This is a genomic window from Escherichia sp. UTM R2, assembly GCF_048593455.1.
GTDB classification, from domain to species: domain Bacteria; phylum Pseudomonadota; class Gammaproteobacteria; order Enterobacterales; family Enterobacteriaceae; genus Escherichia; species Escherichia coli.
This window is the reverse complement of the sequence record NZ_JBFWDY010000002.1, coordinates 315,575-337,463: the sequence shown is the minus strand read 5'-3', so window position 1 is coordinate 337,463 and position 21,889 is coordinate 315,575. Positions and strand designations below refer to the sequence as shown.

Below are 21,889 nucleotides of genomic sequence, written 5' to 3'. Positions count from 1 at the left end.
CGACATCCACCTTAATTACTGTACCCGCAGACGAGTGTATATAAAGCCAGAATTAGTTGCTTTCCAGCATGTGAATAATCTGGTTTGCAACCACTTTAGCGCTTTGATCATCAGTACGAATGGTCACGTCGGCAATCTCTTCATACAGCGGATTGCGTTCATTGGCCAACGCTTCCAGAACTTCACGCGGCGGTGTTTCAACGTGCAGCAACGGGCGTTTTTTATCACGCTGCGTGCGTGCAAGTTGCTTTTCGATGGTCGTTTCAAGATAAACGACAACGCCACGAGCGGAAAGACGGTTACGCGTTTCACGGGATTTCACAGAGCCGCCGCCAGTAGCCAGCACAATACCCTGTTTCTCGGTCAACTCATTGATGACCTTTTCTTCGCGATCGCGGAAGCCTTCTTCGCCTTCTAAATCGAAAACCCAGCCCACATCAGCTCCGGTTCGTTTCTCAATCTCTTGATCGGAATCGTAAAATTCCATATTGAGTTGTTGAGCTAACTGGCGCCCAATAGTGCTTTTTCCGGCACCCATAGGCCCAACCAGAAAGATATTGCGTTTCTCTGCCATTTTTTCGGTACTACTAAGACTATTCGTTAATGATAAACCCGCTTCGCTCAGAGAGCGCCGCAGGACATGAACTGAAACCTCATAAGATATTGCGAGAGTCAGACTGAAAATTATCTCAATACTCCAGCGGGTTTGGCAACTGAATAAATCACCCATCCCTCTGCATATCTGGTCGCTGCAAGCGCGCTGCCTTGCTACCACCGCTCTGGCGATAAATCACCGGGTAAGATTAGCGTAAAAAAGACAGCAAAATGCCGCCTGAATGATAAATCATCATCATGGAACGCAGGCAGCGAAGAGCACCAACTCTCAAATCGGTACTCCTTGTATGCTAAATACCTGCGCGCGTCAAATAGATGAAACACGTTCAGCATAAAAACATTACCGCTTTTACGGCTGTTTACTCATTGGAAACCAGTCGTGGCGTGATAAACACCACTAACTCGCGTCGTTCATCTTCTTTTCCGTCATGACGAAATAATTGCCCGAACCAGGGAATGTCGCCAAGCAACGGTACGCTATCCTGACCCGATTTATTTTTACGGGTAAAAATGCCGCCCAGCGCCAACGTTTCTCCGCTTTTGACCTCGACCTGCGTTTCGATCTCCTGCTTATCAATCGCCAGCACTTCGCCATCGGCCTGCTGTAGCACCTGCCCCGGAACGTTCTGGCTGATGTGTAATTTCAGCCGGATGCGGCCTTTTTGTAACACCGTGGGCGTGACCTCCATCCCCAGGACGGCCTCTTTAAATTCCACCGACGTCGCGCCACTTTCCCCGCTGGAAACCTGATATGGAATTTCGCTCCCCTGTTTAATGCTGGCAGGCTGAAGATGTGAGGCCAGCAGACGCGGACTGGCGATAATATCCAGCTGCTGTTTTTGTTCGAGCGCGGAAAGCTCAAGATCCAGCAAGCGTCCGTTGATGCGCCCAATGTTAAAACCGACATGCGTTGTCGCCGTCGCTACGGAGAGGTCGCTACCAAGCGTGGTGACTTGCCCAACGCCACCAGCGTGTTGCGCATCGGCCAGCGTCCATTTCACGCCTAACTCACGCAAACTTTTTTCATTAATGGTGACAATATGCGCCGACAGCTCAACCTGCCCGACCGGCAGATCCATTTGCGCTACCCACTGTTCAAGCGCGCTTAACGCCGTTTTGTTATCTCGTAGCAAAAGGCGATTGGTGCGTTTATCGACGGTCATACTCCCTTTGGCACTCAGTAGCTTCTCCCCCGCTTTCGCCAGTTCTCCCGCGTCGGCGTATTGCAGGGTTATACTGCGATTTTCCAGCGGCAGATTTGCCTGCGCCCGCGCCTGCTCCGCCTCCTGGCGGGCGATATTGTTATTCTGCCAGGCAATGGAATGCACTGAGAGAATGTTGCCTTCCTGCCGCGTTATCAGTCCGGCGCTTTTCACTACAGTTTGTAGTGCCTGCTTCCAGGGAACATCTGTTAGATGTAACGACACCGTACCGCTGACGTCTGGCGACACGACCAGGTTCAACTTCTCCTGTTCAGCCAGCGCCTGCAACACCTGAGCTACCGGAACGTCATCCACCATCAGCGTCACTTTTTGCGGCTTTGCCGCCTGTACGCCGGGTATTAGCATCAACAGTAGTGCGGCTATCCATTGCTTCATTTGTATCTCCTTGCCGTTGCCACAACCATTGTGGCGGTTCGCAGTTTGTCCCGGTACCCAGCGTTAGTACGTCTGGCGTCAGCTGTAAAATTGTCCAGCCGTTTTCCAGCACATCGTTTTGCTGCACCCGTCGCCATTTCTTTTGCCCGTCTTTTATTACACCGATGATGCGCTCGCCTCGCCCTACCATCCCCTGATAGCGCCACTGGCTAAGTTCGCTAATCCGGCATAGATCTTCCGGCGGTTTAAAAGGGTCACGCATACCGGTTAAAAGGCACAATGCAATACCTGCCAACAACCAGCGTTTAACCCTCATGCGGCGTCTCCAGTTGTAGCGTGAACAAAAGATCATCACCTTCCACGCTTAACGAAAAACGGCTCACGCTGACGTTGCGCTCTGCCAGCCGTGTAAATGCCGACGGCACTGCTTCCCACAGCGTTTTCAACGCCAACTCGCCTCCCTGCGCGGATGGATGCCAGGAAACCAGTTGCGCGCCGGATAACTGAAAATCCAGTGGCGAAAAGGGCAGCGTTTTTTCCTCGCTGAAGGGAGTGGTGTCTACCAGGCGATACAGTGCGGCCCACTGCTGGTGATGACTTGCCCGTAGTCGAATTAATGCGTCGCGCTCTTCATGGTGTGTCGATGACAGAAAAATGAGCGTAACTAACATCAGCAACCAGAATGCCCAGCAAAGCTGGCGGAGGCGGGGTGATGTGGCGAACCACCAGTCAAAGAACATGTTCATCGCTAACCTTCCTTGTTAACTGATACTCAAATTGCCAGCGTCCCTGCGCATCCTGCTGCGTGGCTCCCCGCTGATTGAGATGAAAAGATGCATCCTGGCGGAGTGACGTTTCTAGTGCGTTTAACGCGGTAATGCTTGTTGTCAGCCCCTTGATCTCCAGCGTTCCCTGCTGCCAGCTTATCGTTGTCAGCCAGGCGTGCTCGGGTAAAAGCGCCGCCAGTGCTTCCAGCGCAGATTGCCAGTCGCGGGTAAATTGTCGCTGGCGCTGCCGTTGCGAACGCTGTTCGCGTAACTGCTGTTGCTCCAGCAAACGTGGCTTCGTTATCTGTAAGCTGCGGGCGAGTTGTTGTTCCGCCTGAAGCAAAACGGCGTCTATGCGCGCTTCGGCGCTGCCTGTCAGACGCAGTATTAGCGTTATCCCGACGGCCAGCAGCAGAGGCGCAACGAACATCAGCAACCAGAAACGCAGAAAAGCGGTCCGGCGTTGCTGTCGCCAGGGCAAAAAATTAATTGGCGGGTTCATCAGTACGCCTTCCCAAGCGCCAGCCCCAGCGCGATGGCAAAGTCTCCACCTGGCGGCGGTAGCGGCGGCTGACGAACAGAAACGGCCTCCCAGGGATCAAATCCGCCTTCGCCACATATCGCGACGCTTTCGGGATCAACGATAACGCTGCCGCCAGCTCCTTCGCGCTAGTCATCCCCACCGCCAGTTTGCGCCCCCAGCTATAGCGCGTCGCCCACAGCCACTGTTCGTTATCACGCCAGGCCAGACATTGCTGATGAGAAGGTAAAAAAGGCAGGAATCGCTGTAATGCACTGGCATCCGGGGTGATCGCGCTCACATGAACACGCAACCTTTCTGCCAGAGTAAGCAGCGTTGCCAGCTCTTTGCTTTGCGCGGCAGTCACGTTATAGGCGGGACTGAGTGAGTCTTCGCTGTAATCGAAGCGCAGGGAGTCCGGATCCATATCCAGCTCGCGGGCCATCGTCCCTGACAGCCAGGCCGTTTGCTCCCGCTCACCAAGGGACATCGACGGGCGCGGAAATGACCGCTGTAATGTGCGACTGGCGGGAAACGCCAACATAATGTGATGACGCTGCGGCAGTTCGCGACTCCACGGTAACAACGTTTTAGCCAGCTGCTGCGCATCAACAATCCGCCCATCTTTGATAATGTCGTTCTCCAGCGGCAACCGCCACCAGCGTTGCAAAAAGCATTCTTTTGCGCCCCGCACGATCGCAACCGCTACCGCTTCTTGCTGTTGTAAATGCAAACCAATTTGCCAGATCTTAAATGCCATTGTGATGATCTCCTTATCACCCGTCACTCTGACGGGTATATCAATGCGTCTGGCTTGCCTTTATACTACCGCGCGTTTGTTTATAAACTGCCCAAATGAAACTAAATGGGAAATTTCCAGTGAAGTTCGTAAAGTATTTTTTGATCCTTGCAGTCTGTTGCATTCTGCTGGGAGCAGGCTCGATTTATGGCCTATACCGCTACATCGAGCCACAACTGCCGGATGTGGCGACATTAAAAGATGTTCGCCTGCAAATTCCGATGCAGATTTACAGCGCCGATGGCGAGCTGATTGCTCAATACGGTGAGAAACGTCGTATTCCGGTTACGTTGGATCAAATCCCACCGGAGATGGTGAAAGCCTTTATCGCGACAGAAGACAGCCGCTTCTACGAGCATCACGGCGTTGACCCGGTGGGGATCTTCCGTGCAGCAAGCGTGGCGCTGTTCTCCGGTCACGCGTCACAAGGGGCAAGTACCATTACCCAGCAGCTGGCGAGAAACTTCTTCCTCAGTCCAGAACGCACGCTGATGCGTAAGATTAAGGAAGTCTTCCTCGCGATTCGCATTGAACAGCTGCTGACGAAAGACGAGATCCTCGAGCTTTATCTGAACAAAATTTACCTTGGTTACCGCGCCTATGGTGTCGGTGCTGCGGCACAAGTCTATTTCGGAAAAACGGTCGACCAACTGACGCTGAACGAAATGGCGGTGATAGCCGGGCTGCCGAAAGCGCCTTCCACCTTCAACCCGCTCTACTCGATGGATCGTGCCGTCGCGCGGCGTAACGTCGTGCTGTCGCGGATGCTGGATGAAGGGTATATCACCCAACAACAGTTCGATCAGACACGCACTGAGGCGATTAACGCTAACTATCACGCGCCGGAGATTGCTTTCTCTGCGCCGTACCTGAGCGAAATGGTGCGCCAGGAGATGTATAACCGTTATGGCGAAAGTGCCTATGAAGACGGTTATCGCATTTACACCACCATCACCCGCAAAGTGCAGCAGGCCGCGCAGCAGGCGGTACGTAATAACGTGCTGGACTACGACATGCGCCACGGCTATCGCGGCCCGGCAAATGTGCTGTGGAAAGTGGGCGAGTCGGCGTGGGATAACAACAAGATTACCGATACGCTGAAGGCGCTGCCGACCTATGGTCCGCTGCTGCCTGCCGCAGTCACCAGCGCCAATCCTCAGGAAGCGACGGCAATGCTGGCGGACGGGTCGACTGTCGCATTGAGTATGGACGGCGTTCGCTGGGCGCGTCCTTATCGTTCGGATACTCAGCAGGGACCGACGCCGCGTAAAGTGACCGATGTTCTGCAAACGGGACAGCAAATCTGGGTTCGTCAGGTCGGCGATGCATGGTGGCTGGCACAAGTGCCGGAAGTGAACTCGGCGCTGGTGTCGATCAATCCGCAAAATGGTGCCGTTATGGCGCTGGTCGGTGGCTTTGATTTCAATCAGAGCAAGTTTAACCGCGCCACCCAGGCACTGCGTCAGGTGGGTTCCAACATCAAACCGTTCCTCTACACCGCGGCGATGGATAAAGGTCTGACGCTGGCAAGTATGTTGAACGATGTGCCAATTTCCCGCTGGGATGCAGGTGCCGGTTCTGACTGGCAGCCGAAGAACTCGCCGCCACAATATGCCGGTCCAATTCGCTTACGTCAGGGGCTGGGTCAGTCGAAAAACGTGGTGATGGTACGCGCAATGCGGGCGATGGGCGTCGACTACGCTGCAGAATATCTGCAACGCTTCGGCTTCCCGGCACAAAACATTGTCCACACCGAATCGCTGGCGCTGGGTTCAGCGTCCTTCACCCCAATGCAGGTGGCGCGCGGCTACGCGGTCATGGCGAACGGCGGCTTCCTGGTGGACCCGTGGTTTATTAGCAAAATTGAAAACGATCAGGGCGGCGTGATTTTCGAAGCGAAACCGAAAGTAGCCTGCCCGGAATGCGATATTCCGGTGATTTACGGTGATACGCAGAAATCGAACGTGCTGGAAAATAACGATGTTGAAGATGTCGCTATCTCCCGCGAGCAGCAGAATGTTTCTGTACCAATGCCGCAGCTGGAGCAGGCAAATCAGGCGTTAGTGGCGAAGACTGGCGCGCAGGAGTACGCACCGCACGTCATCAACACTCCGCTGGCATTCCTGATTAAGAGTGCTTTGAACACCAATATCTTTGGTGAGCCAGGCTGGCAGGGTACTGGCTGGCGTGCAGGTCGTGATTTGCAGCGTCGCGATATCGGCGGGAAAACCGGGACCACTAACAGTTCGAAAGATGCGTGGTTCTCGGGTTACGGTCCGGGCGTTGTGACCTCGGTCTGGATTGGCTTTGATGATCACCGTCGTAATCTCGGTCATACAACGGCTTCCGGAGCGATTAAAGATCAGATCTCAGGTTACGAAGGCGGTGCCAAGAGTGCCCAGCCTGCATGGGACGCTTATATGAAAGCCGTTCTTGAAGGTGTGCCGGAGCAGCCGCTGACGCCGCCACCGGGTATTGTGACGGTGAATATCGATCGCAGCACCGGGCAGTTAGCTAATGGTGGCAACAGCCGCGAAGAGTATTTCATCGAAGGTACGCAGCCGACACAACAGGCAGTGCACGAGGTGGGAACGACCATTATCGATAATGGCGAGGCACAGGAATTGTTCTGATTAAAAAGGCGCTTCGGCGCCTTTTCAGTTTGCTGACAAAGTGCACTTGTTTATGCCGGATACGGCGTGAACGCGTTATCCGGCTAACAAAATCGTGAAAACTCAATAAATTGCAGAAACCCCATAAGCCTGATAAACATTGTGCATCAGGCAAACTTCACGCATTTACACTCGCCCCTGCCCTTTCAACCATTCGCGCACGAGGAACAGCGCACTGACATTGCGCGCTTCATTGAAGTCAGGGTCTTCCAGCAAATCCATCATATGCGCCAGCGGCCAGCGCACCTGTGGTAGCGGCTCTGGCTCATCGCCTTCCAGTGATTCCGGGTAGAGATCTTGCGCTACCACGATATTCATTTTGCTGGAAAAGTAAGACGGTGCCATGCTGAGCTTCTTCAAAAAAGTCAGATCGTTCGCTCCAAATCCAACCTCTTCTTTTAGCTCGCGGTTAGCGGCTTCGTAGACGCTTTCACCCGGATCAATTAATCCTTTCGAAAAACCTAATTCGTAGGATTCAGTTCCCACTGCGTATTCGCGGATCAGGATCAGGTGATCGTCCACAATCGGCACAATCATCACTGCTTCCCGGTTGGTTGGACGCATTCGTTCATAAACACGCCGCACGCCATTGCTGAACTCCAGATCCACGCTCTCGACGGTAAACAGTCGGGAACGGGCTACAGTTTCAACATTCAGAATGGTGGGTTTTTGTAATGATTTGCTCATCGTGGGATCTATGCTGTGAAATCAGCGGTTATTGTGCGATATCGGACACGCTTTCGGCAATGTGAATTGCATGTTATTTACATTTATGTAACTTAATAAATAATCGTCCTCAAATCAAATTAAAAGTCAATAGGTTGAAATAACTCCAGGAATTTGCTGATATTCCGCCTTCAGAGGGTTTGCTATGATCAGCGGTTACTGTGATGTGCTTAATGATGCTCAAGTTAAACTCCACGCTTGCCGATAGCCAACCGCAGAATCATGTATTGTGTCCGGTGCGACTGACCACGCCTGACAGACTAAGTAAGATGGGGAAAGCATGAGCACCATTGTGATTTTTTTAGCTGCTTTGCTGGCCTGCTCACTACTTGCGGGATGGCTGATAAAAGTGCGATCCAGACGGCGTCAGCTGCCCTGGACCAACGCCTTCGCGGATGCGCAAACGCGTAAACTCACACCTGAAGAACGTAGCGCCGTTGAAAATTATCTTGAGAGCCTGACGCAGGTATTACAGGTGCCTGGCCCAACGGGAGCCAGCGCGGCACCGATCTCTCTGGCGCTGAATGCCGAAAGCAACAACGTCATGATGCTGACACACGCTATCACGCGTTACGGCATCTCTACCGACGATCCGAATAAATGGCGTTACTACCTCGATTCGGTAGAAGTCCACCTGCCCCCTTTCTGGGAACAGTACATCAACGATGAGAATACCGTTGAACTGATTCATACCGATTCGCTGCCGCTGGTTATTTCACTCAACGGTCATACGCTGCAGGAGTACATGCAGGAAACTCGCAGCTATGCCTTGCAACCTGTTCCGTCAACGCAGGCGTCGATTCGCGGGGAAGAGAGTGAGCAAATCGAGCTACTCAATATTCGCAAAGAAACGCATGAAGAATATGCGCTGAGTCGTCCGCGCGGGCTGCGTGAAGCGTTGCTGATCGTCGCCTCCTTCCTGATGTTCTTTTTCTGCCTGATTACCCCGGATGTATTTGTTCCGTGGCTGGCAGGCGGCGCGTTACTGCTGCTGGGCGCAGGTCTGTGGGGGCTATTCGCGCCCCCGGCAAAATCCTCCCTGCGGGAAATTCATTGTCTGCGCGGTACACCCCGTCGTTGGGGATTGTTTGGCGAAAACGATCAGGAACAGATCAACAATATTTCACTCGGTATTATCGACCTGGTCTATCCCGCACACTGGCAGCCATACATTGCTCAGGATCTCGGTCAACAAACCGATATCGATATCTATCTCGACCGCCATGTAGTGCGTCAGGGACGATATCTTTCGCTGCATGATGAAGTAAAAAACTTTCCGTTACAGCACTGGCTGCGCAGTACGATTATCGCTGCGGGCTCGCTGCTGGTGCTGTTTATGCTGTTATTCTGGATCCCGCTGGATATGCCGCTGAAATTCACTCTCTCATGGATGAAAGGCGCGCAGACCATTGAAGCCACCAGCGTAAAACAACTGGCTGACGCTGGCGTGCGGGTAGGCGATACATTGCGTATTAGCGGTACGGGAATGTGTAATATTCGAACTTCCGGAACCTGGAGCGCGAAAACCAATTCACCTTTTTTACCGTTTGACTGCTCGCAGATCATCTGGAACGACGCCCGCTCATTGCCATTACCAGAATCTGAACTGGTCAACAAAGCGACGGCATTGACTGAAGCAGTTAATCGCCAGCTGCACCCTAAACCGGAAGATGAATCTCGCGTCAGTGCCTCATTACGTTCAGCAATTCAAAAATCCGGCATGGTATTGCTTGATGATTTTGGCGACATTGTACTGAAGACAGCGGATTTATGTTCTGCCAAAGATGACTGTGTGCGACTGAAAAATGCGCTGGTCAATCTCGGCAACAGTAAAGACTGGGACGCGCTGGTAAAACGCGCCAACGCCGGGAAGCTCGATGGCGTGAATGTGTTATTACGCCCGGTGAGTGCGGAATCGCTGGATAACCTGGTGGCAACCTCCACCGCGCCGTTTATCACGCATGAAACGGCGCGAGCGGCACAATCACTAAACAGTCCGGCCCCCGGCGGATTCCTGATTGTCAGCGACGAAGGCAGCGATTTTGTTGATCAGCCCTGGCCTTCGGCATCACTTTACGACTACCCGCCGCAAGAACAGTGGAACGCTTTCCAGAAACTGGCACAAATGCTGATGCATACGCCGTTTAACGCCGAGGGTATCGTCACAAAAATCTTCACTGACGCCAATGGTACGCAGCATATTGGCCTTCATCCGATCCCGGATCGTTCCGGCCTGTGGCGCTATCTCAGCACCACATTGCTGCTACTGACGATGCTGGGTAGCGCCATTTACAATGGCGTACAGGCCTGGCGTCGTTACCAGCGTCATCGCACTCGCATGATGGAGATTCAGGCCTATTATGAAAGCTGCCTGAACCCGCAACTGATCACCCCTTCAGAAAGCCTTATCGAATAACACGTTTGCGCGGCAGGTTATGCTACCCTGTCGCGCAAATTGCTTCACTCTGGAGATTTCCCTCATGCATATCAACATTGCCTGGCAGGACGTAGATACCGTTCTGCTGGATATGGACGGCACGTTGCTCGACCTCGCCTTCGATAACTATTTCTGGCAAAAGCTGGTGCCTGAAACATGGGGCGCGAAAAACGGGGTTACGCCACAGGAAGCGATGGAATATATGCGCCAGCAATATCACGACGTACAGCATACGCTAAACTGGTACTGTCTTGATTACTGGAGTGAGCAACTGGGTCTGGATATCTGTGCGATGACCACCGAGATGGGACCGCGTGCCGTACTGCGTGAAGATACCATTCCGTTTCTTGAGGCACTGAAAGCCAGCGGTAAGCAGCGAATTTTGCTCACCAATGCGCATCCGCACAACCTGGCGGTAAAACTTGAGCATACCGGTCTGGACGCACACCTTGATTTATTACTTTCCACCCACACATTTGGTTATCCGAAAGAGGATCAGCGGTTATGGCATGCGGTGGCCGAAGCTACGGGTCTGAAAGCTGAAAGAACGCTGTTTATTGATGACAGCGAAGCGATTCTCGATGCTGCCGCGCAATTTGGTATTCGTTACTGCCTCGGCGTGACTAATCCTGATTCCGGGATTGCCGAGAAACAGTATCAACGCCATCCGTCACTGAATGACTACCGCCGCCTGATCCCCTCGCTAATGTGAAGGAGACGCCATGAAAGAGAAACCTGCTGTTGAGGTTCGACTGGATAAATGGCTATGGGCTGCCCGTTTTTATAAAACCCGCGCGCTGGCCCGTGAAATGATTGAAGGCGGTAAGGTGCATTACAACGGGCAGCGCAGCAAGCCGAGCAAAATCGTCGAGCTGAATGCCACGCTCACTCTGCGCCAGGGAAATGACGAACGCACGGTGATTGTAAAGGCGATTACTGAACAGCGTCGCCCCGCCAGCGAGGCAGCCTTGCTGTATGAAGAGACTGCGGAAAGTGTAGAGAAACGCGAAAAAATGGCGCTGGCACGTAAACTTAATGCCTTAACCATGCCGCACCCGGACCGACGCCCGGACAAAAAAGAGCGCCGCGACCTGTTACGATTTAAACACGGCGACAGTGAATAACTGTCACCTGCAAGAGAGATGATTATGCCGCAACATGACCAATTACATCGCTATCTGTTTGAAAACTTTGCCGTGCGCGGCGAACTGGTAACCGTTTCGGAAACCCTGCAACAGATCCTTGAGAACCACGATTATCCGCAGCCCGTTAAAAACGTGCTGGCAGAACTGCTGGTTGCGACCAGCCTGTTAACCGCTACGCTGAAGTTTGATGGTGATATCACCGTACAGCTGCAGGGCGACGGTCCGATGAATCTGGCGGTTATTAACGGTAACAATAACCAGCAGATGCGCGGTGTGGCGCGCGTGCAGGGCGAAATTCCAGAAAATGCCGACCTGAAAACGCTGGTCGGCAATGGTTACGTGGTGATCACCATTACCCCGAGCGAAGGCGAACGCTATCAGGGCGTAGTTGGTCTGGAAGGTGATACCCTGGCGGCCTGCCTGGAAGATTACTTTATGCGTTCTGAACAGCTGCCGACGCGCCTGTTTATTCGCACCGGCGACGTAGACGGCAAACCGGCTGCAGGCGGTATGTTGTTGCAGGTAATGCCTGCGCAAAATGCCCAGCAGGACGACTTTGACCACCTGGCGACGCTAACCGAAACCATCAAAACCGAAGAACTGCTGACCTTACCGGCAAACGAAGTGTTGTGGCGTTTGTATCACGAAGAAGAGGTGACGGTTTACGATCCGCAGGATGTGGAGTTCAAATGCACCTGCTCGCGTGAACGTTGCGCCGATGCGCTGAAAACGCTGCCTGATGAAGAAGTTGATAGCATCCTGGCGGAAGATGGCGAAATTGACATGCATTGTGATTACTGCGGTAACCACTATCTGTTCAATGCGATGGATATTGCTGAAATCCGCAACAACGCGTCTCCGGCAGATCCGCAAGTTCATTAATGAGTATGTCCGGCAGAGAGGGCTCTGCCGGATTTTACGACTAATACACCTGATGCGCTTTGTCACTCATTCAGATTCACATTCAGCCTTTCACCATCCACTACAAGATCGCGCCACGCTTTAGGCTTCGTCCCCAGTTTTCCATCCTTCGCAGCTGTGAGTAATTTTTCTTTCGTTATTTCGTTCGGAAGTAAACTCATATCAAGCGCGTCCCATTCTTTTCTGTCTGAGTCAAAGCCATAGACAATGACTCTGTCATCATTAAAAGCAAACAGGATCCGCTCCGCCTGACCATCACTATTCAGATCTTGCTCGACCAGGACGCAGGCGTCTTTTTCAATACAGGTCATCACGTTATAGCGATCCTGGATTAAGGCCGACCAGAATGTCGCATCAGGTTTAACAGAACCAGGGGCAATTAACACATTATCGGCTAATACTTTTTCCGATACCTGTTGCTGAAGATGTTGCTCTCCATCTAACGCCATCAGCAGATCCCGCGCGCGTTTCGGGTCTTTCATAAACCCGGCATCGCTTTTCAGCGACTCAAGCGCAGCACGTCCATAGCGACCGCTCTGCTCGAGCATGTAGATAGTTACCTGGTCTGACGTGTTTTTGCCGCTCTGATAACGCGCCATATGGCTGTTCACGCTAATGCGCATACTGTCCAGCACCGGCGAATTAAGAAGCACCAGTATCACCAACACCAATAACGAAACCGCAAGGTTCACTTTGCCCTGAAGAACAACGGGATTTTGCCCTTTACGCCAGACGATGCTGACAAAATACCCCAGCGACCACACCAGTAACACCAGCACCGCCAGCACGCCCTGCAAGCGGTCGACAGTCCAGCCGTACTGAGCGACCCGCAGCCATAACGCCCAGGCGGCGACGAACACATACAGCGGAGCAACCAGCAAAGCGGTTTTAATCAGGCAACGCAACGGCCCTGTCCAGGGAAGTGACGCTTTTTGCGGATCGCGGACAATAGCCATTAAGATCAATTGCAAAAAGGCCAGCGTCAACAGCAACCCGGCGGCGGAGATGTGGCGAGAAATCGCGCTCAGGCCCGTAAACGGCAGGGTGATGATAAACATCAGGGTTAGCAATGATACTAACGGCAGCAACCCCGTGGCGATTAACGTGAACAACTTTTGAATAGAGTCGATTAAACGTGACTGTGTTCGCGCGAGGATCACCGCCAGCGCGGTAACCAGACCTAACGTGAGATAAATAAACCAGTCGGTTGCAAAAAAGAGCGTATTGAAAAACGTGATGCCAACAAGTTTAAACAACTCACTCCACAGTAAAAGCACCAGCCACGTCAAGCCATTGGCGAGAAAAATCACCAGTAATATAAGTACGTTATGCCATACTGACTGGTAAAAATAGCGATAGCGGCTACTGTCATTGCGGATGCGAAGGCTTTGTTGTATCCACGGTAGCAACAACATTGCCATCAACAGCAGATAGCAACCAAAATCCCAAAGCGCCTTTTCAGCTCTCCAGGGGTTCATGCCATCAGTTTGCCACTTCAGCCAGCCGCTCATCCCCAGCGTGGCAATAAACACTAGCGCCAGCCATCCCCAAAGGCGCTTCTGTTTAAAAGAGATCACGGAGAAGAGTAAAACGGATGAAAACGCGACGGTCGCAGGCACGCCATAAACAATCCAACTGTGATTTTTTCCGGAAAGCCAGGCGATCAGCAGGTAGCAAACCAGACCCTGAAGTAATCCGGTAGCAATCATCCCCCAGCGTGTTGCGGGTGAAAGTTCAACGTTATCCATGTTGGTTATCCAGAATCAAAAGGTGGGTTAATTATCGCATCCGGGCAGTAGTATTTTGCTTTTTTCAGAAAATAATCAAAAAAAGTTAGCGTGGTGAATCGATACTTTACCGGTTGAATTTGCATCAATTTCATTCAGGAATGCGATTCCACTCACAATATTCCCGCCATATAAACCAAGATTTAACCTTTTGAGAACATTTTCCACACCTAAAATGCTATTTCTGCGATAATAGCAACCGTTTCGTGACAGGAATCACGGAGTTTTTTGTCAAATATGAATTTCTCCAGATACGTAAATCTATGAGCCTTGTCGCGGTTAACACCCCCAAAAAGACTTTACTATTCAGGCAATACATATTGGCTAAGGAGCAGTGAAATGCGCGTTAACAATGGTTTGACCCCGCAAGAACTCGAGGCTTATGGTATCAGTGACGTACATGATATCGTTTACAACCCAAGCTACGACCTGCTGTATCAGGAAGAGCTCGATCCGAGCCTGACAGGTTATGAGCGCGGGGTGTTAACTAATCTGGGTGCCGTTGCCGTCGATACCGGGATCTTCACCGGTCGTTCACCAAAAGATAAGTATATCGTCCGTGACGATACCACTCGCGATACTTTCTGGTGGGCAGACAAAGGCAAAGGTAAGAACGACAACAAACCTCTCTCTCCGGAAACCTGGCAGCATCTGAAAGGCCTGGTGACCAGGCAGCTTTCCGGCAAACGTCTGTTCGTTGTCGACGCTTTCTGTGGTGCGAACCCGGATACTCGTCTTTCCGTCCGTTTCATCACCGAAGTGGCCTGGCAGGCGCATTTTGTCAAAAACATGTTTATTCGCCCGAGCGATGAAGAACTGGCAGGTTTCAAACCAGACTTTATCGTTATGAACGGCGCGAAGTGCACTAACCCGCAGTGGAAAGAACAGGGTCTCAACTCCGAAAACTTCGTGGCGTTTAACCTGACCGAGCGCATGCAGCTGATTGGCGGCACCTGGTACGGCGGCGAAATGAAGAAAGGGATGTTCTCGATGATGAACTACCTGCTGCCGCTGAAAGGTATCGCTTCTATGCACTGCTCCGCCAACGTTGGTGAGAAAGGCGATGTTGCGGTGTTCTTCGGCCTTTCCGGCACCGGTAAAACCACCCTTTCCACCGACCCGAAACGTCGCCTGATTGGCGATGACGAACACGGCTGGGACGATGACGGCGTGTTTAACTTCGAAGGCGGCTGCTACGCAAAAACTATCAAGCTGTCGAAAGAAGCGGAACCTGAAATCTACAACGCTATCCGTCGTGATGCGTTGCTGGAAAACGTCACCGTGCGTGAAGATGGCACTATCGACTTTGATGATGGTTCAAAAACCGAGAACACCCGCGTTTCTTATCCGATCTATCACATCGATAACATTGTTAAGCCGGTTTCCAAAGCGGGCCACGCGACTAAGGTTATCTTCCTGACTGCTGATGCTTTCGGCGTGTTGCCGCCGGTTTCTCGCCTGACTGCCGATCAAACCCAGTATCACTTCCTCTCTGGCTTCACCGCCAAACTGGCCGGTACTGAGCGTGGCATCACCGAACCGACGCCAACCTTCTCCGCTTGCTTCGGCGCGGCATTCCTGTCGCTGCACCCGACTCAGTACGCAGAAGTGCTGGTGAAACGTATGCAGGCGGCGGGCGCGCAGGCTTATCTGGTTAACACTGGCTGGAACGGCACTGGCAAACGTATCTCGATTAAAGATACCCGCGCCATTATCGACGCCATCCTCAACGGTTCGCTGGATAATGCAGAAACCTTCACTCTGCCGATGTTTAACCTGGCGATCCCAACCGAACTGCCGGGCGTAGACACGAAGATTCTCGATCCGCGTAACACCTACGCTTCTCCGGAACAGTGGCAGGAAAAAGCCGAAACCCTGGCGAAACTGTTTATCGACAACTTCGATAAATACACCGACACCCCTGCGGGTGCCGCGCTGGTAGCGGCTGGTCCGAAACTGTAATGATTTGAAGCTGGAGAATATCTATCCAGTATCTTATAGAAAGCAAAACGGGAGGCACCTTCGCCTCCCGTTTATTTACCCTTCTTTTGTCGTGCCCTGCGCCCGCGTTACCGGCACTGGCAGCCAGGCGCGAATGGAAAGCCCGCCCCGCTCGCTGGTGCCAAGCTCCAGCATCCCGTTATGGTTATCCACGATACGCTGCACAATTGCCAGCCCTAATCCCGTGCCGCTAATGGTGCGCGCACTGTCGCCGCGGACAAACGGCTGGAACAGGTGCTTACGTTGTTCCGGCGCAATTCCCGGACCGTCATCTTCCACCTGGAACCAGGCGCGATTCGGCTCCGTTCCGCTGCTGACTTTGATCCAGCCATTGCCATAACGGGCGGCGTTGACCACCATATTCGCCACCGCGCGTTTGATCGACAGCGGGTGCATTTTCACTTCAATGCTGCCGGGGTAAAGCGCGGTTTCAATTTCCCGCTCATAGCCACTTTCGGCAGCAATCACCTCACCGAGTACTGCATTAAGATCCGCCATTTCCATCGGCATCTCCTGCCCGGTGCGCAGGTAGTCGATAAACTGCTCAATGATGGCGTTGCACTCTTCGATATCTTTATTGATCGATTCTGCCAGATAGCCATCCTGCTCGCTCATCATCTCAGTCGCCAGGCGAATACGCGTCAGCGGCGTGCGCAAGTCGTGACTTACCCCCGCCATCAGCAGCGTGCGGTCATCCGCCAGTTGCTTAACACCAGCCGCCATATGGTTAAAGGCACGGGTAACGGAACGCACCTCGGACGCGCCATACTCACGCAGCGGCGGCGGAATAATCCCTTTACCAACCTGCAAGGCTGCGTGTTCGAGATCGACCAACGGTCGGTTCTGGATACGAATAAACAGCCACGCCCCGCCTATCGCCAATAGCATAATCGCCAGCGTATAGCGGAACAGCGGAGAGAAATCGCCCTGATGAATTTCGGTCAGCGGCACGCGTACCCAGATATTGGGCGACAGCCAGGTTTTCAGCCAGACGACAGGCGAACTTTTGTTGACCTCAACGCGCACTTCCGTCGGGCCGCCCAGTTGCTGCGCCATCTGATGGCTTAAGAATTCATAGTGTTGCGCCCAACGCAGACCTGCCTCTTCGGCAGCCTCGTTGGAGTAGAGAGAGATCCCCAGCTCACGGTAGATCTCCCGACGGAAAGCGGGAGGCACAACCAACTGCGTGCCGTCCTCCAGTTGCAGTTTGTCGGTCATCAACATACGCACTTCGTACGCGAGGACTTTATTAAACTGCTGGAGGCTCGGCAAAATCGCGAAGTTCAGCACCACCAGATAAGTCGTCACCAGGCTGGCGAACAGCAAGGTGACGATGAGCAATAACGTACGGGCAAATGAACTTCGTGGCGAGAAGCGCAATCGCCTCATGCTTTAGAGCCGTCCGGTACAAAGACGTAGCCCAGACCCCAGACGGTCTGAATGTAACGCGGATGCGCTGGATCTTCTTCCACCATGCGGCGCAGACGCGAAATCTGCACGTCGATGGAGCGTTCCATTGCGGAATATTCACGACCACGGGCAAGGTTCATCAGCTTATCGCGGGAGAGCGGCTCACGCGGATGGCTGACCAGTGCCTTCAGTACCGCAAACTCACCGCTGGTGAGCGGCATCGGCTCGTCTTCGCGGAACATTTCGCGCGTACCGAGGTTAAGTTTGAACTTACCGAAAGCAATTACCGCCTCTTCCTGTGACGGTGCGCCTGGCAGTTCGTTCGCCTGACGACGCAGCACCGCACGGATACGGGCCAGCAGTTCACGCGGGTTAAACGGTTTTGGAATGTAGTCGTCAGCGCCAATCTCCAGGCCTACGATACGGTCCACTTCTTCCCCTTTCGCCGTCACCATAATGATCGGCATCGGGTTGCTCTGACTACGAAGACGTCGGCAAATCGACAAGCCATCTTCACCAGGTAACATTAAATCCAGTACCATAAGATGGAAAGATTCACGAGTCAGCAGGCGATCCATCTGTTCTGCATTAGCGACGCTTCGAACCTGGAAGCCTTGTTCGGTGAGATAACGTTCCAGCAGCGCACGCAGGCGCATGTCGTCATCGACCACCAGAATCTTGTAGTTCTCTTGCATTGTTTGTACTCCCAAAGGTTCGCAACAATTTGTAAGCGTGTATTCTTAAAAAAGCTCACGTTCGTCACCAGCTAAATCTGGTATGAATTTCAGCCTAAATTGTTACAAAGCATATTAAACAGCAGCTTAAGTATACAATTTATTCGGCGAAACATTATTGATTCTGTTGATATGATCACGTTATACCCAATGTGCGCATTATCAAACAGACAAAGGGAATCAACGAGATGAAAACGCCCCTGGTTACCCGGGAAGGGTATGAAAAACTCAAACAAGAGCTTAATTATCTCTGGCGTGAAGAACGCCCGGAGGTCACAAAAAAGGTGACCTGGGCCGCAAGTCTGGGCGACCGCAGCGAAAATGCTGACTATCAGTATAATAAAAAGCGTCTGCGTGAAATCGACCGTCGCGTGCGCTATCTCACTAAATGCCTGGAAAATCTCAAAATCGTCGATTACTCCCCTCAGCAGGAAGGCAAAGTCTTTTTTGGCGCGTGGGTGGAGATTGAAAACGACGATGGCGTGACTCACCGTTTCCGTATTGTCGGCTACGATGAAATTTTTGGCCGTAAAGATTACATCTCTATCGATTCCCCGATGGCCCGCGCATTGCTGAAAAAAGAAGTCGGCGATCTGGCGGTGGTGAATACCCCTGCCGGGGAAGCGAGCTGGTATGTTAATGCTATCGAGTACGTGAAACCGTAAGGAAGAGTCTTAACCTCCTGCCGATGGCTGGCATTTTTGCCAGCCAGTCCGTATAACTATCCCCTGATTTTTGATCCGAAAAGATGAACTCAAACCATGATGAATGATTCGTTCTGCCGCATTATTGCGGGTGAAATTCAGGCGCGCCCGGAACAGGTTGACGCTGCCGTTCGCCTGCTTGACGAAGGGAATACCGTGCCGTTTATCGCACGTTATCGTAAGGAAATCACCGGCGGTCTGGATGACACGCAGCTGCGTAATCTGGAAACGCGTCTGAGCTATCTGCGCGAGCTGGAAGAGAGACGTCAGGCGATCCTCAAGTCCATTTCCGAGCAAGGCAAACTCACCGATGATCTGGCGAAGGCCATCAACGCCACCCTAAGCAAAACCGAACTCGAAGACCTCTACCTGCCCTACAAACCTAAACGCCGCACCCGCGGGCAAATCGCCATTGAAGCAGGGCTTGAGCCGTTGGCTGACCTGCTGTGGAGCGATCCGTCACACACGCCAGAAGTCGCCGCTGCACAATATGTTGATGCCGATAAAGGCGTGGCAGATACCAAAGCCGCGCTGGATGGCGCGCGCTATATCCTGATGGAACGGTTTGCCGAAGATGCCGCGCTGCTGGCGAAAGTGCGTGATTATCTGTGGAAGAACGCGCATTTGGTTTCTACGGTGGTGAGCGGTAAAGAAGAGGAAGGGGCGAAATTCCGCGACTATTTCGATCATCACGAACCGTTGTCCACGGTGCCTTCTCACCGCGCGCTGGCGATGTTCCGTGGGCGTAACGAAGGCGTACTCCAGCTTTCGCTGAATGCCGATCCGCAGTTCGATGAGCCGCCCAAAGAGAGCTATTGCGAGCAAATCATCATGGATCACCTTGGCCTACGCCTGAACAATGCCCCGGCGGATAGCTGGCGCAAAGGCGTGGTGAGCTGGACGTGGCGCATCAAGGTGCTGATGCATCTGGAAACCGAACTGATGGGTACCGTGCGCGAACGCGCGGAAGATGAAGCAATCAACGTCTTTGCCCGTAACCTGCACGATCTGCTGATGGCGGCCCCTGCCGGACTGCGTGCAACGATGGGCCTCGATCCGGGTCTGCGTACTGGGGTAAAAGTGGCGGTGGTCGATGCCACTGGCAAACTGGTAGCGACCGATACCATTTACCCGCACACCGGACAAGCCGCAAAAGCAGCGATGACTGTTGCTGCGCTGTGTGAAAAGCATAACGTTGAACTGGTGGCGATCGGCAACGGTACAGCTTCCCGCGAAACCGAACGTTTCTATCTCGACGTGCAGAAGCAGTTCCCGAAAGTGACCGCACAGAAAGTGATCGTCAGCGAAGCTGGCGCGTCGGTTTACTCGGCTTCCGAGCTGGCAGCGCAGGAGTTTCCGGATCTCGACGTTTCGCTGCGTGGCGCGGTGTCTATCGCCCGCCGTTTGCAGGATCCGCTGGCGGAGCTGGTGAAAATCGATCCGAAATCTATCGGCGTAGGTCAGTATCAGCATGACGTCAGCCAGACGCAACTGGCCCGCAAACTGGACGCAGTAGTAGAAGACTGCGTAAACGCCGTTGGCGTCGATCTCAACACTGCTTCTGTTCCGCTGTTAACCCGCGTGGCGGGCCTGACGCGCATGATGGCGCAAAACATCGTGGCCTGGCGCGATGAGAACGGTCAGTTCCAGAACCGTCAGCAACTGTTAAAAGTGAGCCGTCTGGGGCCGAAAGCCTTCGAGCAGTGCGCGGGCTTCTTGCGCATTAACCACGGTGATAACCCGCTGGACGCGTCTACCGTTCACCCGGAAGCCTATCCGGTGGTGGAACGCATTCTGGCAGCAACACAGCAGGCACTGAAAGATCTGATGGGTAACAGCAGCGAGCTGCGTAACCTGAAAGCGTCTGACTTTACTGATGAAAAATTCGGTGTGCCAACAGTAACTGACATCATCAAAGAGCTGGAAAAACCGGGTCGCGATCCGCGTCCGGAATTTAAAACCGCTCAGTTTGCCGATGGCGTCGAGACAATGAACGACCTGCAACCGGGTATGATCCTCGAAGGCGCTGTCACCAACGTCACCAACTTTGGCGCGTTTGTCGATATCGGCGTGCATCAGGACGGCCTGGTTCACATCTCTTCATTGTCGAACAAGTTTGTGGAAGATCCGCATACCGTGGTGAAAGCGGGCGACATTGTGAAGGTGAAAGTGCTGGAAGTGGATCTTCAGCGTAAACGTATCGCCCTGACTATGCGTCTGGACGAGCAGCCTAGCGAAACCAACGCTCGTCGCGGCGGCGGTAACGATCGCCCGCAAAACAACCGCCCGGCAGCCAAACCACGCGGTCGTGAAGCGCAGCCTGCCGGTAACAGCGCGATGATGGACGCGCTGGCGGCAGCAATGGGCAAAAAACGTTAAACGCCCGGACTGGCCCCTAAACCTGCGCGATAAGGCGTTCACGCCGCATCTGGCAACGAACGCCTTGCCTGACATAAAAGTGCCGGAGAATATCTCCGGCATTTTTATTCCACAGCCAAACTCACAATATATTCCGGCAACATTTATCACTTCATTAACAACTGAAACCTTAATTAAACATTAGCCAGTCCTGGTAATTCGCTATTCGAATTATATTTTCGCTGCAATATAACCTTGAGCCACATCAACATTGAGTCAGATTATTATTCAAACCAACATTCGCACACATTTTAAGTATTGCTGATAGAAACCATTCTCATTATCATTGTACTGTTGATTATTTAATCTCTCCTTCGTTGGCAAATCATCTGGTCTCATGTCGCTGTCAAACGCCCCATGAGGTAGTTATCCAGTTAATGAGAAACAAGTAGGCACCTATGCAATACACTCCAGATACTGCGTGGAAAATCACTGGCTTTTCCCGTGAAATCAGCCCGGCATATCGCCAAAAACTGCTTTCTCTTGGCATGTTACCTGGCTCCTCTTTTAATGTGGTGCGCGTCGCTCCACTCGGCGACCCCATTCATATCGAAACCCGTCGTGTGAGCCTGGTATTACGCAAAAAAGATCTGGCCTTATTAGAAGTGGAAGCGGTTTCCTGTTAATACGGTGAT

At 52.7% G+C, this 21,889-nt stretch carries 18 protein-coding genes and 1 pseudogene; 9 read left to right on the top strand and 10 right to left on the bottom strand.

Annotated elements, in window-relative coordinates; translation table 11 throughout:
* Positions 1–52 precede the first annotated feature (52 nt).
* The 6 genes and pseudogenes from aroK to hofM all read right to left on the bottom strand — a co-directional run bounded on the left by aroK (position 53) and on the right by hofM (position 4,260).
* Positions 53–574, bottom strand: a complete 522-nt coding sequence (gene aroK, locus AB4H76_RS02320; protein WP_000818618.1) for a shikimate kinase AroK — start codon at positions 572–574, stop codon at positions 53–55.
* A 400-nt stretch (positions 575–974) separates the two neighbouring features.
* A complete protein-coding gene (gene hofQ / locus AB4H76_RS02315) occupies positions 975–2,213 on the bottom strand; it encodes a DNA uptake porin HofQ (protein WP_000815986.1) in 1,239 nt (412 codons plus the stop codon).
* Positions 2,125–2,529: a DNA utilization protein HofP gene (hofP, locus tag AB4H76_RS02310; RefSeq protein ID WP_420062573.1), complete on the bottom strand. Its 405-nt coding sequence runs from the start codon at positions 2,527–2,529 to the stop codon at positions 2,125–2,127. Before hofP ends, hofQ begins: the two co-directional genes overlap by 89 nt.
* Entirely contained in the window at positions 2,519–2,959 is a 441-nt protein-coding gene (hofO, locus tag AB4H76_RS02305; RefSeq protein ID WP_001055760.1) for a DNA utilization protein HofO, read from the bottom strand. Before hofO ends, hofP begins: the two co-directional genes overlap by 11 nt.
* On the bottom strand, positions 2,943–3,482 hold the full coding sequence (hofN, locus tag AB4H76_RS02300) for a DNA utilization protein HofN (protein ID WP_001069315.1): 540 nt from the start codon (positions 3,480–3,482) through the stop codon (positions 2,943–2,945). Before hofN ends, hofO begins: the two co-directional genes overlap by 17 nt.
* Positions 3,482–4,260: pseudogene (gene hofM, locus AB4H76_RS02295) on the bottom strand (DNA utilization protein HofM). The gene hofN and the pseudogene hofM overlap by 1 nt, the downstream one beginning before the upstream one ends.
* Before the next feature lie 119 nt (positions 4,261–4,379).
* Here hofM and mrcA point away from each other — a divergent pair.
* Positions 4,380–6,932: a peptidoglycan glycosyltransferase/peptidoglycan DD-transpeptidase MrcA gene (gene mrcA, locus AB4H76_RS02290; protein ID WP_001300707.1), complete on the top strand. Its 2,553-nt coding sequence runs from the start codon at positions 4,380–4,382 to the stop codon at positions 6,930–6,932.
* A 165-nt stretch (positions 6,933–7,097) separates the two neighbouring features.
* Here mrcA and nudE read toward each other — a convergent pair whose 3' ends face one another.
* A complete protein-coding gene (gene nudE, locus AB4H76_RS02285) occupies positions 7,098–7,658 on the bottom strand; it encodes an ADP compounds hydrolase NudE (protein WP_000045744.1) in 561 nt (186 codons plus the stop codon).
* Between the two features lie 319 nt (positions 7,659–7,977).
* Between nudE and igaA the strand changes: the two genes are divergently transcribed.
* The 4 genes from igaA (at position 7,978) to hslO (ending at position 12,161) form a co-directional block, all read left to right on the top strand.
* Positions 7,978–10,113: an intracellular growth attenuator protein IgaA gene (gene igaA / locus AB4H76_RS02280; RefSeq protein ID WP_000104533.1), complete on the top strand. Its 2,136-nt coding sequence runs from the start codon at positions 7,978–7,980 to the stop codon at positions 10,111–10,113.
* Positions 10,114–10,177: 64 nt separating this feature from the next.
* Positions 10,178–10,846, top strand: a complete 669-nt coding sequence (gene yrfG, locus AB4H76_RS02275; protein WP_001295168.1) for a GMP/IMP nucleotidase — start codon at positions 10,178–10,180, stop codon at positions 10,844–10,846.
* A 10-nt stretch (positions 10,847–10,856) separates the two neighbouring features.
* A complete protein-coding gene (hslR, locus tag AB4H76_RS02270) occupies positions 10,857–11,258 on the top strand; it encodes a ribosome-associated heat shock protein Hsp15 (protein WP_000660483.1) in 402 nt (133 codons plus the stop codon).
* A 24-nt stretch (positions 11,259–11,282) separates the two neighbouring features.
* Positions 11,283–12,161 (top strand): Hsp33 family molecular chaperone HslO, encoded by an 879-nt coding sequence (gene hslO, locus AB4H76_RS02265; RefSeq protein ID WP_001135574.1) that lies wholly within the window; start codon positions 11,283–11,285, stop codon positions 12,159–12,161.
* A gap of 62 nt (positions 12,162–12,223) precedes the next feature.
* On the opposite strand, the gene AB4H76_RS02260 is transcribed toward hslO, so the two are convergent.
* Positions 12,224–13,948, bottom strand: a complete 1,725-nt coding sequence (locus AB4H76_RS02260) for a DUF4153 domain-containing protein (protein WP_000370879.1) — start codon at positions 13,946–13,948, stop codon at positions 12,224–12,226.
* 378 nt (positions 13,949–14,326) lie between these two features.
* Here AB4H76_RS02260 and pckA point away from each other — a divergent pair, with 378 nt between their 5' ends.
* Positions 14,327–15,949: a phosphoenolpyruvate carboxykinase (ATP) gene (gene pckA, locus AB4H76_RS02255; RefSeq protein ID WP_001265681.1), complete on the top strand. Its 1,623-nt coding sequence runs from the start codon at positions 14,327–14,329 to the stop codon at positions 15,947–15,949.
* A 75-nt stretch (positions 15,950–16,024) separates the two neighbouring features.
* Here the strand turns inward: pckA and envZ are convergent, their stop codons facing one another.
* The gene (gene envZ, locus AB4H76_RS02250) at positions 16,025–17,377 is read right to left on the bottom strand and encodes a two-component system sensor histidine kinase EnvZ (protein ID WP_001253696.1); all 1,353 of its coding nucleotides are present in this window, start codon (positions 17,375–17,377) and stop codon (positions 16,025–16,027) included.
* Complete coding sequence (gene ompR / locus AB4H76_RS02245) at positions 17,374–18,093, bottom strand: two-component system response regulator OmpR (protein WP_001157751.1); 720 nt, start codon at positions 18,091–18,093, stop codon at positions 17,374–17,376. The genes envZ and ompR overlap by 4 nt, the downstream gene beginning before the upstream one ends.
* Positions 18,094–18,320: 227 nt before the next feature.
* Between ompR and greB the strand changes: the two genes are divergently transcribed.
* The 3 genes from greB to feoA all read left to right on the top strand — a co-directional run bounded on the left by greB (position 18,321) and on the right by feoA (position 21,880).
* Entirely contained in the window at positions 18,321–18,797 is a 477-nt protein-coding gene (gene greB / locus AB4H76_RS02240) for a transcription elongation factor GreB (RefSeq protein WP_000856737.1), read from the top strand.
* A 96-nt stretch (positions 18,798–18,893) separates the two neighbouring features.
* A complete protein-coding gene (locus AB4H76_RS02235) occupies positions 18,894–21,215 on the top strand; it encodes a Tex family protein (RefSeq protein ID WP_077492864.1) in 2,322 nt (773 codons plus the stop codon).
* A 437-nt stretch (positions 21,216–21,652) separates the two neighbouring features.
* The gene (gene feoA / locus AB4H76_RS02230; RefSeq protein ID WP_001200455.1) at positions 21,653–21,880 is read left to right on the top strand and encodes a ferrous iron transporter A; all 228 of its coding nucleotides are present in this window, start codon (positions 21,653–21,655) and stop codon (positions 21,878–21,880) included.
* The last annotated feature ends 9 nt before the right edge of the window (positions 21,881–21,889 follow it).

Excerpts from the sequence above, each read along its gene's own strand:
- aroK (WP_000818618.1), bottom strand. The coding sequence starts at position 574 with ATGGCAGAGAAACGCAATATCTTTCTGGTTGGGCCTATGGGTGCCGGA.
- hofQ (WP_000815986.1), bottom strand. The coding sequence starts at position 2,213 with ATGAAGCAATGGATAGCCGCACTACTGTTGATGCTAATACCCGGCGTA.
- hofP (WP_420062573.1), bottom strand. The coding sequence starts at position 2,529 with ATGAGGGTTAAACGCTGGTTGTTGGCAGGTATTGCATTGTGCCTTTTA.
- hofO (WP_001055760.1), bottom strand. The coding sequence starts at position 2,959 with ATGAACATGTTCTTTGACTGGTGGTTCGCCACATCACCCCGCCTCCGC.
- hofN (WP_001069315.1), bottom strand. The coding sequence starts at position 3,482 with ATGAACCCGCCAATTAATTTTTTGCCCTGGCGACAGCAACGCCGGACC.
- nudE (WP_000045744.1), bottom strand. The coding sequence starts at position 7,658 with ATGAGCAAATCATTACAAAAACCCACCATTCTGAATGTTGAAACTGTA.
- igaA (WP_000104533.1), top strand. The coding sequence starts at position 7,978 with ATGAGCACCATTGTGATTTTTTTAGCTGCTTTGCTGGCCTGCTCACTA.
- yrfG (WP_001295168.1), top strand. The coding sequence starts at position 10,178 with ATGCATATCAACATTGCCTGGCAGGACGTAGATACCGTTCTGCTGGAT.
- hslR (WP_000660483.1), top strand. The coding sequence starts at position 10,857 with ATGAAAGAGAAACCTGCTGTTGAGGTTCGACTGGATAAATGGCTATGG.
- hslO (WP_001135574.1), top strand. The coding sequence starts at position 11,283 with ATGCCGCAACATGACCAATTACATCGCTATCTGTTTGAAAACTTTGCC.
- AB4H76_RS02260 (WP_000370879.1), bottom strand. The coding sequence starts at position 13,948 with ATGGATAACGTTGAACTTTCACCCGCAACACGCTGGGGGATGATTGCT.
- pckA (WP_001265681.1), top strand. The coding sequence starts at position 14,327 with ATGCGCGTTAACAATGGTTTGACCCCGCAAGAACTCGAGGCTTATGGT.
- envZ (WP_001253696.1), bottom strand. The coding sequence starts at position 17,377 with ATGAGGCGATTGCGCTTCTCGCCACGAAGTTCATTTGCCCGTACGTTA.
- ompR (WP_001157751.1), bottom strand. The coding sequence starts at position 18,093 with ATGCAAGAGAACTACAAGATTCTGGTGGTCGATGACGACATGCGCCTG.
- greB (WP_000856737.1), top strand. The coding sequence starts at position 18,321 with ATGAAAACGCCCCTGGTTACCCGGGAAGGGTATGAAAAACTCAAACAA.
- AB4H76_RS02235 (WP_077492864.1), top strand. The coding sequence starts at position 18,894 with ATGATGAATGATTCGTTCTGCCGCATTATTGCGGGTGAAATTCAGGCG.
- feoA (WP_001200455.1), top strand. The coding sequence starts at position 21,653 with ATGCAATACACTCCAGATACTGCGTGGAAAATCACTGGCTTTTCCCGT.